The sequence below is a fragment of the Winogradskyella psychrotolerans genome (genome assembly GCF_018860565.1).
GTDB classification, from domain to species: domain Bacteria; phylum Bacteroidota; class Bacteroidia; order Flavobacteriales; family Flavobacteriaceae; genus Winogradskyella; species Winogradskyella damuponensis.
Genome location: NZ_JAHKPS010000009.1, coordinates 335,859 through 352,617, shown reverse-complemented (window position 1 = coordinate 352,617; position 16,759 = coordinate 335,859). Strand labels below are relative to the sequence as shown.

General features: G+C 31.1%; 12 protein-coding genes. 5 read left to right on the top strand and 7 right to left on the bottom strand.

Annotation, left to right across the window (positions count from 1 at the left end; all coding sequences use genetic code 11):
• Positions 1-164 precede the first annotated feature (164 nt).
• The 4 genes from KO504_RS04080 to KO504_RS04065 all read left to right on the top strand — a co-directional run bounded on the left by KO504_RS04080 (position 165) and on the right by KO504_RS04065 (position 7,421).
• A complete protein-coding gene (locus KO504_RS04080) occupies positions 165-794 on the top strand; it encodes an NAD(P)H-dependent oxidoreductase (RefSeq protein WP_215925051.1) in 630 nt (209 codons plus the stop codon).
• Positions 795-870: 76 nt separating this feature from the next.
• Positions 871-2,064 (top strand): DegT/DnrJ/EryC1/StrS family aminotransferase, encoded by a 1,194-nt coding sequence (locus KO504_RS04075; RefSeq protein WP_215925050.1) that lies wholly within the window; start codon positions 871-873, stop codon positions 2,062-2,064.
• A gap of 535 nt (positions 2,065-2,599) precedes the next feature.
• On the top strand, positions 2,600-5,344 hold the full coding sequence (locus KO504_RS04070) for a response regulator (protein ID WP_215925049.1): 2,745 nt from the start codon (positions 2,600-2,602) through the stop codon (positions 5,342-5,344).
• A 370-nt stretch (positions 5,345-5,714) separates the two neighbouring features.
• The gene (locus KO504_RS04065; protein ID WP_215925048.1) at positions 5,715-7,421 is read left to right on the top strand and encodes a hypothetical protein; all 1,707 of its coding nucleotides are present in this window, start codon (positions 5,715-5,717) and stop codon (positions 7,419-7,421) included.
• Positions 7,422-7,512: 91 nt separating this feature from the next.
• Here the strand turns inward: KO504_RS04065 and ribB are convergent, their stop codons facing one another.
• From ribB to tpx, 7 genes are all read right to left on the bottom strand, one after another.
• Positions 7,513-8,661: a 3,4-dihydroxy-2-butanone-4-phosphate synthase gene (gene ribB / locus KO504_RS04060; protein WP_215925047.1), complete on the bottom strand. Its 1,149-nt coding sequence runs from the start codon at positions 8,659-8,661 to the stop codon at positions 7,513-7,515.
• A gap of 31 nt (positions 8,662-8,692) precedes the next feature.
• Complete coding sequence (locus tag KO504_RS04055; RefSeq protein WP_215925046.1) at positions 8,693-10,678, bottom strand: LptF/LptG family permease; 1,986 nt, start codon at positions 10,676-10,678, stop codon at positions 8,693-8,695.
• Between the two features lie 6 nt (positions 10,679-10,684).
• Positions 10,685-11,326, bottom strand: a complete 642-nt coding sequence (locus KO504_RS04050) for a LolA family protein (RefSeq protein ID WP_215925045.1) — start codon at positions 11,324-11,326, stop codon at positions 10,685-10,687.
• Between the two features lie 30 nt (positions 11,327-11,356).
• Entirely contained in the window at positions 11,357-13,792 is a 2,436-nt protein-coding gene (locus tag KO504_RS04045) for an FtsK/SpoIIIE family DNA translocase (RefSeq protein WP_215925044.1), read from the bottom strand.
• A gap of 33 nt (positions 13,793-13,825) precedes the next feature.
• Positions 13,826-14,599: a M15 family metallopeptidase gene (locus KO504_RS04040; protein WP_215925043.1), complete on the bottom strand. Its 774-nt coding sequence runs from the start codon at positions 14,597-14,599 to the stop codon at positions 13,826-13,828.
• Positions 14,600-14,755: 156 nt separating this feature from the next.
• Complete coding sequence (locus KO504_RS04035) at positions 14,756-15,124, bottom strand: diacylglycerol kinase family protein (protein WP_215925042.1); 369 nt, start codon at positions 15,122-15,124, stop codon at positions 14,756-14,758.
• Positions 15,125-15,229: 105 nt separating this feature from the next.
• The gene (gene tpx, locus KO504_RS04030; RefSeq protein WP_215925041.1) at positions 15,230-15,730 is read right to left on the bottom strand and encodes a thiol peroxidase; all 501 of its coding nucleotides are present in this window, start codon (positions 15,728-15,730) and stop codon (positions 15,230-15,232) included.
• Positions 15,731-15,998: 268 nt separating this feature from the next.
• Here tpx and KO504_RS04025 point away from each other — a divergent pair, with 268 nt between their 5' ends.
• Positions 15,999-16,730: a hypothetical protein gene (locus KO504_RS04025; protein WP_215925040.1), complete on the top strand. Its 732-nt coding sequence runs from the start codon at positions 15,999-16,001 to the stop codon at positions 16,728-16,730.
• The last annotated feature ends 29 nt before the right edge of the window (positions 16,731-16,759 follow it).

Genomic DNA, 16,759 nt, shown 5'->3' with positions numbered 1-16,759 from the left:
ATAAAGCCCATTTTACCTTGAAAAAATAGCTGCATTTTATAAGAACATTAATTAGAAAGCTGAATGATAAAAAATAAAATCATTCAGCTTTTTAAGTAAATAGACTTTTAATTCGCGCAAACCAACTCATAAGTTTATTCCGTATTTTTACAAAAAAAAATGATATGTCTATCATAGAAAAGTTAAAATGGCGCTACGCTACTAAAAAGTTTGATACTACTAAATCACTTTCAGAAGAAAAGTTGAATACACTAAAAGAAGCTTTTAATTTAACAGCTTTGTCGTATGGTTTACAAACTTTAAAATTAATAGTAGTTGAAGATAAAATTATTAGAGAACGTTTAGTCGATGTCTCCTATGGCCAACGTCAAGTTGTAGATGCTTCTCATTTATTAGTGCTTTGTATTCAGGAAGAAATTGATGATAATGATATTGAAGCACATTTTGACACCATAAAAGCCATAAGAAATACTCCAGATTCTGTTTTATATCCTTTTAAATCACAATTGAAGTCAACAATTAATCAAATGCCTAGTATTAAAAAGATAGATTGGGCAACCAAACAGGCTTATATTGCGTTAGGAAACTTAATGACAGTCTGTGCTGTAGAAGAAATTGATAGTTGCCCAATGGAAGGGTTTATTTCCAATGATTTAGATGAAATATTAGGAATAGATGCTTTAGGTCTTAAGTCTGTGTTGCTTCTACCAGTAGGATATAGAGCCAATGATGATATGTTTGCGGACTTTAAAAAAGTAAGAAAGGATTTATCTGAGACCATTATAGAATTGTAATTTTTTTATGAAAATAAAAATCTCAAAACTGTATATTTGTTAGCTTAAATTCAACTTTTAATATTTATTACAATCTATGCCTGGATTCGAATTATTTAGCGATTTAGAACGAAACGAAGTAAATGATGTTTTAGACAATGGTGTTTTAATGCGCTATGGTTTTGATGGTATGAGAAATGGCCATTGGAAAGCTAAAGAGTTAGAAGCTGAATTAGAAAAAACATTTGAATCTAATCATGTACAATTAGTATCAAGTGGAACCGCAGCCGTTTCTGTAGCCTTAGCATCAGCAGGAGTGGGAGCAGGAGACGAAGTGATTATGCCTACGTTTACATTTGTTGCGAGTTTTGAAGCTATTATGATGCTAGGAGCTATTCCAGTTTTAGTTGATATAGATGATACTTTGACATTAGATCCAAAAGCTGTTGAGGCTGCGATTACTCCAAAAACAAAAGCAGTAATGGTAGTACAGATGTGTGGAAGCATGGCAAATATGGATGCTTTAAAATCAATCTGTGATAATCATAATCTGGTTTTTGTTGAAGATGCATGTCAAGCTATTGGAGGTACATATAAAGGGCAACCATTAGGAAGCATTGCGGACTTAGGGTGCTTTTCTTTTGACTTTGTAAAAACGATAACTTGTGGTGAAGGTGGAGCTGTAGTAACCAATAATAAAGACTATTATATTAATGCCGATCATTACAGCGATCATGGGCATGACCATATAGGTCATGACAGAGGAGCAGAAACCCATCCTTTTTTAGGTTATAATTTTAGAATTTCAGAGTTGCATGCTGCTGTAGGGTTGGCACAAGTGAGGCGTTTACCTGAGTTTATAGCTATTCAAAAGCGCAATTATACAATTTTAAGAAATGCATTAGCTAGAGTCCCAGGAGTTACTTTTAGACGGGTTCCAAAAGGGGGAGAAGAAAGTTATGCATTTTTAAATTTTTTCTTACCAGACGCAGAATCTGCTCAAAAGGTTATGGCCGCATTTAAAGAAAACGGTATTGATGCATGTTGGAATTACTACCAAAATAACTGGCATTATATTAGAAAATGGGATCATCTTAAAGATTTAAAATCTTTATTCCCTATTTCTAATGAAGTTAAAGAAGGTTTAGCCTATCTACAAACAAAAACCTTTGAACAGTCTGACCATTATATATCTCGAAATATTTCTTGTTTAATTAAGTTGTCTTGGACAGAAGAAGAAGTTAAAGAACGCGCTGAAAAAATGGTAAACGCTATTAAAAGTGTTTTTTAAAATTACCAACTATATTTTATTTCCTACCATTCTTACAATTAGTGTAGGTATTTAAACGCTTAATTCTTATTTATATAGCTGTTAAAAAATGAGAGGCATTATTTTTAATCTGCTTTATCTAATTAAAGTTGGTTGTTGGTGGTGTAAAATCTGTAAGACAGCGTATTATAGAATTTAGGCGAAAAAGTATTATTTAAATATTAGGCCAAGGTTTTATAATGCCAATGAGGCACCTTAATCTTACAATTTAAGCACACATAATATGTATGTAAAACAGCGTACATAAGCTTATTAATTTTCAATTAAGAGTCTATTCTGTGGTAATTATAGTGCTATATCTATAGGTGTAATTATTTGTTTAATTACATTATTTAATGCGGAAAGGGAAGTTAAAATTAATGTTACAAAAGCGAGCAAAATAGAATAAAACCTGCTTTATTATAAAGCATGTAACAAATCGTGTTACAAATATTATAATCTTAAATTATTCATTTTCATAATATTGCGTATCTTTAAGTGTATAATAATATATTTTATGAAATATCAGCTTTTTATTATTTTCTTACTCATATCATTTGTTTTCTATGGGCAAAACCAAAAGAAGTTAGATTCATTAAAAGTTCTTTTGTCAGACACAGAAATTAGTCAACATCAAGCACAACTTAATTTAAATATTTCAAAACTTATTGAGAATAAAAATCGTGATTCGAGTAAAATATATGCGAAGACTACCGAAAAAATAGCGCTTAGATTACGTGATAAAGATTTATTAAGTAAAGCATTTTTACAGCAAGGTAAATTGTTTTACAAACAACAAAAAGATGATGTTGCCTTAATTTTTTTCAATAAAATAGATTCATTATATCAAATAGAGAAGGTCATTACAGAGGACTACATAATGACTAAAATTTATCGTGCAGAAATCTCTAAATTCAGATTGACGATGCCAGGAGTTTTAAAGGCTAAGGATTATATATTGGAGGCGATAAATCTTGCGGAGGAGACTAACGACGAAAAATTAATTAACCTTACAAAATATAGATTGGGTGAGTGGCACGGATTTATGTCCCAGGCAAGAGATACTAAGGAGCATTTAGATACAGCAAGGATATACGTTAATAAGGTCCTAGAATATTATCAAAAAGAAAAGAATTACAAATTTATTGCGAATGTGTATTATACATTGGCATCTATAGATGCTTCGAGCAAAGATTATAAAGCAGCTGAGATTAATTATAAGAAAAGATTAGAAGTTATTAAAAAATCAAATGATTCTGTAAAAATCAGTGAAGCTTATTATGGGTTAGGTTCTGTTTTTAGAAGATTTAACCAGCCAGACAAAGGGTTGAAATATTTAGATTCTGCAGCCGCTATTTTTAAAACGCATGGTTTTTCTACCGACGATAGAAGAAAGAATTTATATAAAGATTATGCTTATTTATATGAGTTAAAGAACGATTATAAAAATGCGTTTGTGAATATGCAGAAAGCGTTTGTATTTAAGGATTCTATATTTAAAGAGGAGAATAGTAAAAATGCGATTGAATTAGATGCTAAATATCAAGCGGCTAAAAAAGAGCGAGAAATCATACTGTTAAAATCGCAAAAAAAATTATCTGAAGAACAGAAAACTAATCAGCGCAATCTTTATTTAGGAGGTTTGGGATTAACAACAATAGCGGGATTATTCTTTTTTGTTCTATTTCAAAACCGACAAAAAACCACAAAAAAATTAAAAGAACTCGATGATTTTAAATCAAAATTATTCGCCAATATATCTCACGAGTTTCGAACACCATTAACCTTAATTTCTGGACCAATAGATAAGCGCATAAACAGTTCAAACCTTACAGAAGAAGATAGAACTGATTTTGAAATGATTCAACGTAATTCGGATAGATTACTCAATTTAGTAGATCAATTGTTGGACCTATCTAAGTTAGAGGCTGGTCATTTAAAACTAAAAGTAAGTCAAGGAGATTTATCTGTTTTGTTAAAATCTATGGCATCTTCTTTTCAACATCAAGCCACTCAGAAACACATAAACTATACTATTAATATAGATGAATTAAATAACGTTTGGTTTGATAAAGATGTTATTGAAAAAACGGTTATAAATTTACTGTCTAATGCTTTTAAATACACACCTAAAAATAGTGCTATAAATTTTAATGCATTAGTTCTAGATGATACATTACAACTGCAGGTAGAGAATAAAGGTAATTTATTAACCAAAAAGCAGGTTGATAATATCTTTAACCGTTTTTATCAAGCAGATGAAAATACAGAAGGAGTCGGCATAGGTTTATCATTAGTAAAAGAGATTGTTAACTTATCTTATGGAGAAATTACTGTAGAAAATACTTCTAATAAAACAATACTATTTAAAGTTTATTTACCCATTCTTAAGTCACAATTTAAGCCAAGTGATTTCGCAGGTGTTTTTACCAATCCTTCAATGATTAAACAAAAAGAGGATACAATTAAATTAGAAAAAGCAGCAGTTAAAGCCGTTATAGATGAGAACCGTCCTATTTTATTGATTGTAGATGATCATGAGGATATACGAACTTTTGTTAAATCGGTTTTTAAAGACAGCTATCAAGTGGTTGAGGCTGCTAATGGCGAAATAGGAGTAGAAAAGGCTATTGTGTTAGTCCCAGATATTATTATATCTGATGTAATGATGCCAAAATTAAATGGCTTCCAATTATCTGAAATTCTTAAACAAGACGAACGTACTAGTCATATTCCTATTATTTTATTAACAGCAAAGACTGAAGATACTGATAGATTTAAAGGGTTAGAAACAGGTGCAGATGATTATATTACTAAGCCTTTTAAAACAAAATTATTAGAAATTAGAGTAAAAAAATTAATTGAATCTAGGTTAAAACTTCGTGAGCGCTATAGTCAAGAATTAGTGTTAAAACCAACAGATATAGCTATTAATAACTTTGATGCTCAATTTCTAGAAAAGGTAAACACTGTTATTGATGACAACATTACAGAACCAAATTTTAGTGCAGCAGATTTCAGCAAAGCATTAGGTATGAGTCGTATGCAATTACACCGAAAATTAAAAGCACTTACAGGTTTGTCTGCAACAGAATTTGTACGTTCTCAACGTTTAAAATTAGCAGCGGATCTGCTTAAAAAGAGCGATGCAAATGTTTCTGAGATTGGATATTCGGTGGGTTTTAATGACCATTCTTATTTTGCAAAATGTTTTAAAGAAATGTATGGTTGTTCTCCAACCGAGTTTATTTCTAAGCAGTAATTAGTCTTATATTTTTCCATTTATTGAGCTAAATTTAATGCTCTTCATGGCTCGTAATGCTTGTATTCATTGACATGTTACATAACTCATAGTATTTGTTACATATCTTATAATTAATTAGTTACGTCTCAACTAATTTTACAAATGTAATACCCTTCCTTATTAATTAAAATTTTTAACCCTTCATTAATAGCTTTATGACTAATAAAAAGCTTGTGGGCAATATTGAAAAATTGTCATCAAATAAAATATATATAAATGTTAACCTTTTAGAAAAAGGTACATATAATTTAAATATAGTACATAAAAATAAGGTTATAAAAAGCACACATTTTAGCAAAGAATAAGTTCACCATTAAAATAACCAACCATGAAAAAAACAGCCATTATTATTAGTTTTTGTTTACTAACAGTACTATCATATGCCCAAGTTGGTATTGGTACTACAAACCCAGATGCTTCATCTGCTTTAGATGTCTCATCTTCAGATAGCGGATTATTAATTCCACGTGTAAGTTTAGTAAATGTTACAAATGGTACCTCACCAATTGCTACACCAGCAACAAGTTTATTAGTTTGGAATACCAATGCTGCTGTTCTTGGAGGAAATGGAGTAGGCTATTATTTTTGGAATGGAGCTAATTGGATTCCAATTTCACGTGCAGGAAATACCTTAAACCAAGCATATAACCAAGGTGGGCCAGGTGCTGGTAGAATAATAAACGCAACGAATGGTGATTTTCAAGTAAATTCAGGCAGAGTTGAGTTTACAAATACTGCGGATGCTAATGGAAATCCAGGCTCTGGTGTTTTAGAAATAGGTAATTCATTACGATTAGATGGCAATGAAGTTATAACAAATGATGATACATTAATGTATTTGCAGTATGGTAATAATGGAGATTTAAGCATTGATTATAATACGTTTTATGTAGATGCAAGTACAAATAGAGTTGGTGTTGGCACAACATCACCTGGATCAACTTTAGACGTTAGGGGCTCTGCTGTATTTAATGAAACAAGTGGAGATAATGATTTTAGAATTGAGTCTAATAATGATGCTAATATGTTTTTTGTAAATGGAGGAACTGACAGAATAGGAATTAGTACAACAGCTCCTTCAGCAAAAATAGACATTAGATCTAATGCTAATGTAAGAGGTTTAAATATTGATAAAACTACAGGTAATGTTGATGCAATGACTGTAATACAAAGAGGTACTGGAAGAGCTATAACTGCGACAACAACAACAGACAACCATGGTATTGTTGTGAGCTCTAATAATGTTTATTGTGATTTAGGATGGGTATCAAATGGTTATTATTTTACAGATGGAATTACAGGTATTAATGCTGCCGCAACAAAAATAGGAGTAGAAGGTAAGGCTGATTATGTTAATGTAAGTACTACCAATGACAAAATGGGAGGATTATTTTATGTTGCAGGTTACAATGGTACAGCTACCTATACTATTCCTGCAATGGCAACAGTTGGTTCTATAATAGATAATACGGCTTACAAAATTTTAGGCATTGGAGCTGTTTCAACATTAGTAAAAGACAATGCTGGAGAAGAGCGAATTATGGTAGCTCCAGAGGCTCCAGAGGCATTGTTTCAAGATTATGGAATAGGTCAATTAAGTAGCGGTAGAGCCTTTATTAAGCTCGACCCTATTTTAACAAAGAATATAGCAGTAGATGAAAATCATCCTATGAAAGTATTTGTGCAATTAGAAGGAGATTGTAATGGTGTCTATGTCACCAACAAAACAGCTCATGGGTTTGAGGTTGTTGAGTTAAACAATGGCGATTCAAACACAAAGTTTAGTTATCAAATCGTAGCAACTAGAGCAGATGAAGAAAGAGGTGGTTTAGTCTCTAAATATACAGATATGCGTTTTAAACCTTTAAATAGAAAATTTGGAGAAAATAAAGAAAGAATACAAGTTTTAGAAAATAAAAGCGAAGAAGTGAATCATAGTAACGAAACCTCACAAGACAATAATTCAGAAATAATACAAAATTATAGTTTAGACCAAGCAAAAGATATTAAGTCTGAAAAAAGAACTAAAGAGTAGTATAAATTATAAAAAAAAACTCAATATTTGAGAAGTTTTCATGTTTATGGGAACGTATAGAAAGTCACTGTAGGGAGTGGCTTTCTTATTTTTAATATTCTACATATTCAACAATTTCTAAACCATAACCAATCATCCCAACACGTTTAGTTTGTAAGCTGTTGGATATTAATTTGAGCTTGCTTATTTTTAGATCGTGTAGTATTTGAGCGCCAATACCAAAATCTTTAGTGTCCATACCAATGCTTGGAGCTTTAACTAATTTACCTTCAACTTGGTTTTCTTTAAGAATAGAAAGGCGTGTTAGTAAGTTCATAGACTCAGCTTGTTGATTAATAAATATAATAGCGCCTTTACCAGCTGTATTAATTACATTAAACATATCATCTAGCTTTTTGTCTGCATTATTTGTTAAAGTACCTAAAATATCATTGTTTACTAAAGTAGCATTAACACGTGTTAGAATTGGCTCGTCAGATTTCCAAGTTCCTTTTGTTAAAGCAATATGAATTTGGTTATTGGTTGTTTGTAAATAAGCTCTCAATCTAAATTTACCAAAACGTGTTTCAATATCAAAGTCTTCTTTCTTTTCAATTAAAGAATCATATTCCATTCGGTAAGCCACCAAATCTTCAATAGATACAATTTTTAAATCAAACTTTTTGGCCACTTTTATTAATTGTGGTAAGCGTGCCATTGTACCATCTTCATTCATTATTTCTACAATAACTCCTGCAGGTTCAAAACCAGCTAAACGCGCAAAATCTATGGCTGCTTCTGTATGGCCAGTTCGTCTTAAAACACCACCTTCTTTAGCAACTAAAGGGAAAATATGACCTGGTCTTGCTAATTCAAAAGCCTTGGTGTCTTTTTTTACTAAAGCTTGTACCGTTTTTGCTCTATCGCTTGCAGAAATACCAGTACTTACACCATTACCTCTTAAATCTACAGAAACTGTAAAAGCAGTTTCCATTGGGTCTGTGTTATTTCTTACCATCATGTTTAATTCTAAATCTTCACAACGGTGTTCTGTAAGTGGAGCACAAATTAAACCACGACCATGTGTAGCCATAAAATTTATCATCTCCGGAGTTACTTTTTCTGCTGCAGCTAAAAAGTCTCCTTCGTTTTCACGATTTTCATCATCTACAACAATAATAACCTTGCCTTGTCTTATGTCTTCAATGGCTTCTTCTATAGTGTTTAGGCTCATTTTTGTATGTTTGGTTTTAGTTATCATTATGATTTTTTTAGATGAAGTAAAGATACAGTTATTTTATATTTTGAAGACAGCTTAGATAGAAGTCTTGCGAAATTCGGTTTCTTAACATTATATACTTTAAAGGATATAGAGGCAGCGTAAGAATAAGAATTAATGGGTTGATGCGTTTGCCTTTTTGATCAATAGTTTTATAGAATTTTGAATATACAAAAGCATCTACAATAACATAAATAGCAAAAAATAGTAACGCAATAATACTTAAGCTTAAAGAGGCTTCTGCAATTTGAGCTAGATTATTATTTCTAAATACAAAATATAATACTAATAGAATGACTCCTGTAGAATAGCTAATTAAACTCGTTTTAGAGTAATCTTTATAATCTTTCAATAAAACACGGGCTTTTATAAGTTTATCAGGAATTTCTAGACCTTCAGATTTTAAACTTTCAAGTGAAATTTTACGATTTAATAAACTATGTAAAGCAATCTCTTTTGGTTTTTTATCGATATCAAATTCATCTTGCTTTTTTATAATACTTACCAGCTCTTCAATTGAGTATTTTTTATAATAATTATAAGTTTTGGTATCACTTTCAGAAAGTTGAAGCTCATTTTTTGATGTAAACAAGCGTTTTAAAGGAACTAAAATAACGTCAAATTGAAAAACACCTTTGTCATTTGTAGCTCGTGTCGTTAAGTAAATACTTAGAGGTAACATAACGGCCGTCGATAACCACGCACCAATTATGGGATCTAAACCGCCTTTTTCTGCACTGTTTTTAGCGAAAATATTAAAGAAATGATAGGCTAAAAATAACACAATGGCAACAACCATTGGTAAGCCTAGTCCGCCTTTACGAATTAAAGCTCCAAGTGGTGCACCAACAAAGAAGAGTATAACACAAGCAAAGGCTAAAACAAATTTATCGTGCAAAGCTATAATATGATCATTTAGCCAAAAAGAAGATTTTTCAAAAGATTTGGTATTTGCATCTATAATTTGTCTTGTACTATTTGAAGAGCTTAAAGCCAAGTTTACAATTTGGATTTTTTGAGTGGTATTATAAAGGTCTAATATGCTTTCGCCTTTAAAAATAGTATCGGTTTTTGTCGTATCTATATTTGTACCTAATGAGGCATAAGTACTTCTGTTATACAGGGTGTTTGATAGATCTGAATAATCCTTGTTTTTCTTTTTTTCGAGTGTATCAATTTGCCTTAATAATTGACTTACATTAAGCATATTGTACCTGTCGTTGTGACTTTTTTCTTCTAAGTCCTCAGAATTTAATATTTCTAAATCTACATTAAATAAATAGTTTTCGAAATAGCTCCTAACATGTGGTTTATTTAGGTTTTTCTTTGAGTTTTTATTGATTACTTCTTCGTAATAATTTCCGTTTATTAATTCAAGTTGAAGAATATTGGAGTCAGGACTACTTTTTAATTCCCCTTTTTCTGCGATAATAACGGTATAATTCCCTGAACGTGCGGGATTTTTTTTATGAATAACAACTCCTTTTAGAAATTGACCTCTGTCACCATACTTTTCTTCGACTTTAATATTAATGTTACCAATTTCATTAAATTGACCTTCAGCAATCGCTAATGCTGGTTTTACTTTAGCAATATTTCGTCTTAAGTTATAGAAGTTATATTCTCCCCAAGGAATAACGTTGTTGGCAAAAAAGAAGCATCCAACTCCAAGCGCAACAATAAACACGCTTAAACTTCGCATGGCTCGTTGTAGCGAGATGCCTGTAGATTTCATAGCTGCGAACTCGTAATTTTCTGCAAAGTTCCCAAAAACCATTATAGAGGATAACAAAATGGTTAGAGGTACCACCAAAGGAATTAGCTTTGGCATATAGTACAAAATAAATTTCGCAGTCACAGTAATGTCTAAATCTTTACCAGCAAGTTCAGCTATATATAGCCAAACACCTTGCAAAATAAAGATAAACATGAATATAATAAAGACGCTAAAAAACGTCTTTAGAAATGTGATAAGTATGTACCTATCTAATATTTTCATTAAACCTTAGTCTATTTTATTGATAAAGTAATCACTGTATTTACTTTTGTCAAATGTAAATAAGGTTTTTGAAATAGGTTGGTCGGTTTTAAAAGAATTAACAGTTAATGTTGTTTTTGTTCCATTTTTACCAACTTCAATCAGATTATATATGTGTTTTGTTGTGGCATCAATTCCTAATAAGACGTGTTTTATTTCAGAATTAGTATCCATAGGGTTTAACTTTATATATTGAATTTTTCTTCCTCTTACATTTTGAATAATATCCATTTTATAAGTATATCCATTTTCATAAAAGGATAACATTTTGCTTGGTGTTATGGTGCTTTCATCTTCGGTATTGTCTGATGAAATTGTTACCTCTTCATCTTCAGGACTTATTGTATATAATGTTTTTCCATCAAAAATACGCGTAACACCTAAAATATTAAGTTTGTATTTTTCACCTTCAATAACGACATCGCCACGGGTTTCTTGTTTTACATTTTCGCTAAGATTATTTAATTCGTATTTAAAATCTAAACTGATGTTTTTATAGCTTTTTATTTTAGTGCTCACTTCGTTTAATAAAGCTTCGGCTTTGTTATCATTTTGTGCAAATACAGTAAATCCTAGTGTTAAAAATGTTATTAGAATTAAGTTTTTCATTTTATCTTTTTTAAGTCTATTTAAGTTTTTTTATTGTTTTTCGTTTTCTAGCAATTGATCTAAAGCCACTAAGTCTGGTACTAAAACTTGCCGAGCTTTACTACCTTCAAAATTGCCAACAATACCAGCAGCTTCTAATTGATCTATAATTCTACCAGCTCTGTTATAACCTAGTTTTAGTTTTCGTTGTAATAAAGACGCCGAACCTTGTTGTGCTGTTACAATAAGTTCTGCTGCTTCTCTAAACAATTTATCTCTATCAGAGATATCTATATCAAGATTTGTGCCACCTTCTTCACCAACATACTCTGGTAATAAATGTGCGTCTGGATAAGCTTTTTGTGAGCCTATAAATTCTGTGATTTTTTCAACTTCTGGTGTGTCTACAAAAGCACATTGAATTCTTATTAATTCGTTTCCTTGTGTATATAACATATCTCCACGACCAATTAATTGATCTGCTCCGGAACCATCTAAAATAGTACGAGAATCAATTTTACTAGTTACTCTAAACGCAATACGTGCTGGGAAATTGGCTTTAATAATACCAGTAATAACGTTAACAGAAGGACGTTGTGTTGCAATGATTAAATGTATTCCAATTGCTCGTGCCAATTGTGCTAATCTCGCAATTGGTGTTTCTACTTCCTTACCTGCGGTCATAATTAAATCGGCAAACTCATCTACCACTAAAACGATATAAGGTAAAAAGGCGTGACCATCATTTGGATTTAATTTTCTAGCTTTAAACTTCGCGTTATATTCTGCAATGTTTCTACAAAATGCATTTTTAAGCATTTCATAACGGTTATCCATTTCTATACAAAGCGAATTTAAGGTGTTAATAACCTTAGTATTATCTGTAATAATAGCATCTTCACTATCGGGTAGTTTTGCTAAATAATGGCGTTCAATTTTATTGAAAAGTGTGAGCTCTACTTTTTTAGGATCGACCAATACAAATTTTACTTCAGCGGGATGTTTTTTATAGAGTAGTGAGGTTAAAACAGCATTTAGACCTACAGATTTACCCTGACCAGTAGCACCAGCCATAAGCATGTGTGGCATTTTGGCTAAATCTACAACAAAGGTTTCGTTGCTAATCGTTTTTCCAAATGCGATTGGTAGTTGCATTTCGGATTTTTGGAATTTTTGCGATGCAATTACAGAGCGCATTGATACAATAGTCGAATTTTTATTTGGAACCTCAATACCAATAGTTCCTTTTCCAGGAATTGGAGCAATAATTCTAATACCTAATGCCGCAAGCGAAAGTGCAATGTCGTCTTCTAAATTTTTGATTTTTGAAATCCTAATTCCTGCATCAGGAACAATTTCATAAAGTGTAACTGTTGGGCCAATGGTAGCTTTAATACTTGTAATACCAATTTTGTAGTTTAGTAATGTTTCTACAATTCTGTTTTTATTTTCTTCAAGCTCTTCTTGGTCTATTGAAATCCCTTCGTTATCATATTTTTTTAATAGGTCTAAAGTTGGAAATTGATACTTACCTAATTCTAGTGTAGGATCAAATTGCCCAAAATCTTCAACCAATTTATCTGCTAAATTATCAGATTCAGATTTTTCTTCTTCAACAGTTTCTATTTCTACTTTTAATTCTGGAACATCTACGGTTTCTTCTTTAGGTTTTTCTGTAACTTCCATCGTTAACTTTTCAGCTATATCTTCTGTTTTCGATTTTGGTTTAGAATGTTTATTAATGGTAGGCTCTGTATTTTCTAATGGAATTTCGAAGGCAGATTTAATGGCTTCTGCTTCTTCTGTTAAATTATTGTCAAAGATTACTGCTGGTTCTTTAGTCTCTTTTTCGGATTTTAAATCTTCTTTAATTGAACTTTGAGCGCGTTTAAAACTATTTACAATAGTGTCTCCAGTAATTTTAAATCTAATAGCTAAATATGTAATAAGCCCAAGAAGTAATAAAAGTGCCGTTCCAATTTTACCAATATAATCTTGAAAGAATTGATTCATTTCAAAACCAATTGTACCACCAAGAAGGTCGTATTTATGTGTAAAAAAACCAAATAGAACAGATAACCATATTACAATGAGTGTTCCCCAAATCCAATGTTTTCTAAGTTTAGATTTTTTTAGGTTTAAAGTAACATAAACGCCAGAAAGAAATAATAACCCAGCAAAAATAAAGGAAGGTAAACCAAAACCTTGAGTTATAAAGAATTCACTAACCCAAGCACCAAGTTGGCTTGCCCAGTTTTTATATTCTGTAGAACGCTCAGGAAAACTATGAAGTACGCTTTGGTCTTCTTTGCCTGTAAAAACAAAAGATAAAAATGAGACAAAAAGAAGTATACCCATTATAATAAGAAAGCTACCCAATATCAGTTTATGCTGATTGGTTAGTTGAAACGAAGGCCTTTTTAGTTTTGCTTTTGCTTTAGGCTTTGCTTTGGTGGTGGTTTTCTTTTTTATTGTTTTTTTTGCCATGTTAACTTTCCTAATACTTCGGAAATCTATTATTTATTTATATTCTTTCACTTTTTTAGAAATACCATTAATATAGTATTCTATAATGTTTAAATCTCTAGCAAGTTCAGAACCTTCAAATCCACTAATATCGCTAATAGTAACATTAGTATTGTAAAAATCTAAATACCGACTTGCCAAAGGTAAATAGGACCAATGCCATTTTTCAAGATTATAACCTGTTCTTCCATTTTCTTTGTTGGTATAAACTTGATAGAACCTATAATTATTAGCATTAGCTTGTAGCCAATCATAAGTGGCTTTTCCTTTTCCGCTGCTAAAATACGAATTACTTAAACTATTTAGGTCTAAATCCGTTCCCCAATGATGACGAGATGAAGAAGGCATAGCACTACGTTCTAAAATTTTTTGAGCACGTGTAATTGGATCTAGAGTTTTATACTTATTCCATTTGCGTTCCCAAATGTTTTTTTGTTCATTAAAATTTCGTGTTCCAGATAAAATGGTTAAATCAATACCCTCTTTTTTTGCTGCCTTATACATTTTTATATAATCAGCATAAACCACCTTATTAAGGTATAACGTTTTTGCTGAATGTTCTAAACTCACTTTTGTAAATGTACTGTCGGTTTTATAATTAAATTTCCCTAATACAAACGCTTTAGTGAGATTAGACTCAGGTTTTTCAATAGGTTTAATAGTGTCTGTTTGGATATTAACGGTCTTAACGCTATTACCTTTTTTGCTCTTTAAATTGCAACTTACCAATACTAATACAATAGAAAATGTTGCAAATAATGATTTCATTTTAAGTCTTAAATATGGTGTTGAATTTGAATTGGACAAAAATACAAATATGAAACGTTTATCTTATTGCTTTTGGTATGGAAACGAGAGTAATATTTGAATGGTAATTAGAGGTTCAATTTAATTTCAAGATGTTATATAAAAGAAAAGTTGATTTTAAAGAAACTTAGGAATATAGATTATACCAGCAATAATTACAGAGATTATACCTGCAAAAAAAACAGCTCCCGCAGCAATATCTTTTATTAATCCTATTTTTTTATGGTATTCTGGGTGAATAAAATCTGCTATATATTCAATAGCTGTATTCATCCCTTCAACACTCATTACCATCGCAATCATAACTAATTGTGCAATCCATTCTGTTTTTGATATTTCAAAATAAAAACCAGCAATAGTTATCAGGATAGCAATAGTAAATTGTACTTTGATACTTGCTTCTGTTTTAATTAATATCAACATACCTTTAAAGGCATACCCAACACTTTTAATTCTATTTATTATAAAAGGTTCTTTTTTTTGCATGAGTTAGTAATACTAATTTGTTCCTAGTGCTTTTTTTTGCAACTAAGGGAAATTTGCGAGTGTGATAATAAGATTATTAAAGCCTATTTAAGGGCTGCTTAAGTGCTATTTTAAAGCGTCTAAAGCTGCTGTATAATTAGGTTCATCCTTAATTTCAGCGACCTGTTCTGAGTGTAAAATTGTTCCGTCTTTTTCAATGACGACAATACAACGCGATAATAAGGTTTCTAAAGGTCCTGTTTTAAACGTTATTCCGTAATCATTTCCAAAATCACCTGTTTTAAAATCGGAAAGCGTTTCTACATTGTCTAAGCCTTCTGCTCCACAAAAACGAGCTAATGCAAATGGTAAATCTTTAGATATGCAGAGTACTTTTGTGTTTTCTAATTGACTAGCCTTTTCATTAAATGTTCTTACAGATTGGGCACAAGTTCCTGTATCTACACTAGGAAATATATTTAATATTAATCGACTTCCATTATAATCCGTTAAAGACTTTGTAGATAAATCTGTTGCTGTAAGTTTAAAATCAGGAGCTTTGCTACCAACAGAAGGTAGGTTTCCTGAAGTTTCTATAGGGTTTCCGCCTAAGGTTATATTTGCCATTTTCTTTAATTTTTAGTGAATGTTAAAAATAGCAACTTTAAAGCGTAATTATATTAAAGAACGTAAAATATTTGAAATTTATTGATTAGTGTTTTGCTGATATTGAGTTTATGTGGAATAACACATTTTAACGAAGTTATAGACTGTTTGAATAAAATATAGAGTGCTATCATTCAAAAAAGATATCTTCGTTAGTTCAATTTATTGATTAAAAATTAATTATTCTTAAGGCAAACTCCCTATTTGTCTAGATAAAACTCATTTTAATATGAAATTAAAGGTAAGAAAAGCTAAGATTCTTAGGAACCTGTTTATTGCGATTGCAATATTAGTAATAGGAAGTTTGTTTTCTGTTTATTTATTATTTAATACATCAGGAATGGATGCTAAGGCGACACGTTTATTAGTAAAACTCTTAAATGTAAATTTAGAAGCTAATTTGCCCACTTATTTTTCTGCTTTAGTACTATTAGGTGATGCCATTTTATTAGCATTTATTGCTATGGGAAATAAAGCTAAAGGCAGCTATTTTTGGCATTGGGTAGGCATGTCGGCTATTTTTGTATTTATTTCTTTAGATGAAATGATACAGATACATGAGCAGCTTAGAGCACCAATGGAAGCTTTATTTAATACGTCTGGTTTACTTTATTTTGCGTGGTTTATACCGTATTTGGCTTTAGTTATTATTCTTGGTATAACTTATTTTAAGTTTATGATGCATTTACCTAAAAAGATTTTGAAGCTTTTTATTTTGGCTGCTGTCCTATTCATTGGTGGGGCAGTTGGTATGGAAATGCTTGGCGGCATGCATGCAGAAATACATGGGGAGGATACCTTAACCTATGCATTAATGTATAATTTTGAAGAGTTCTTAGAAATGTCTGGTGGTGCTGTTTTCTTTTATGCCTTACTTTATTATATAGAAATCAGTTTTAAAAAGCTTAGACTTAGATTTAAGCCGAAGAAAAAAAAGACAAAGGATGTCATTGATCTTTAATAAAATATGTAGAATATTAAAAAGCCCCT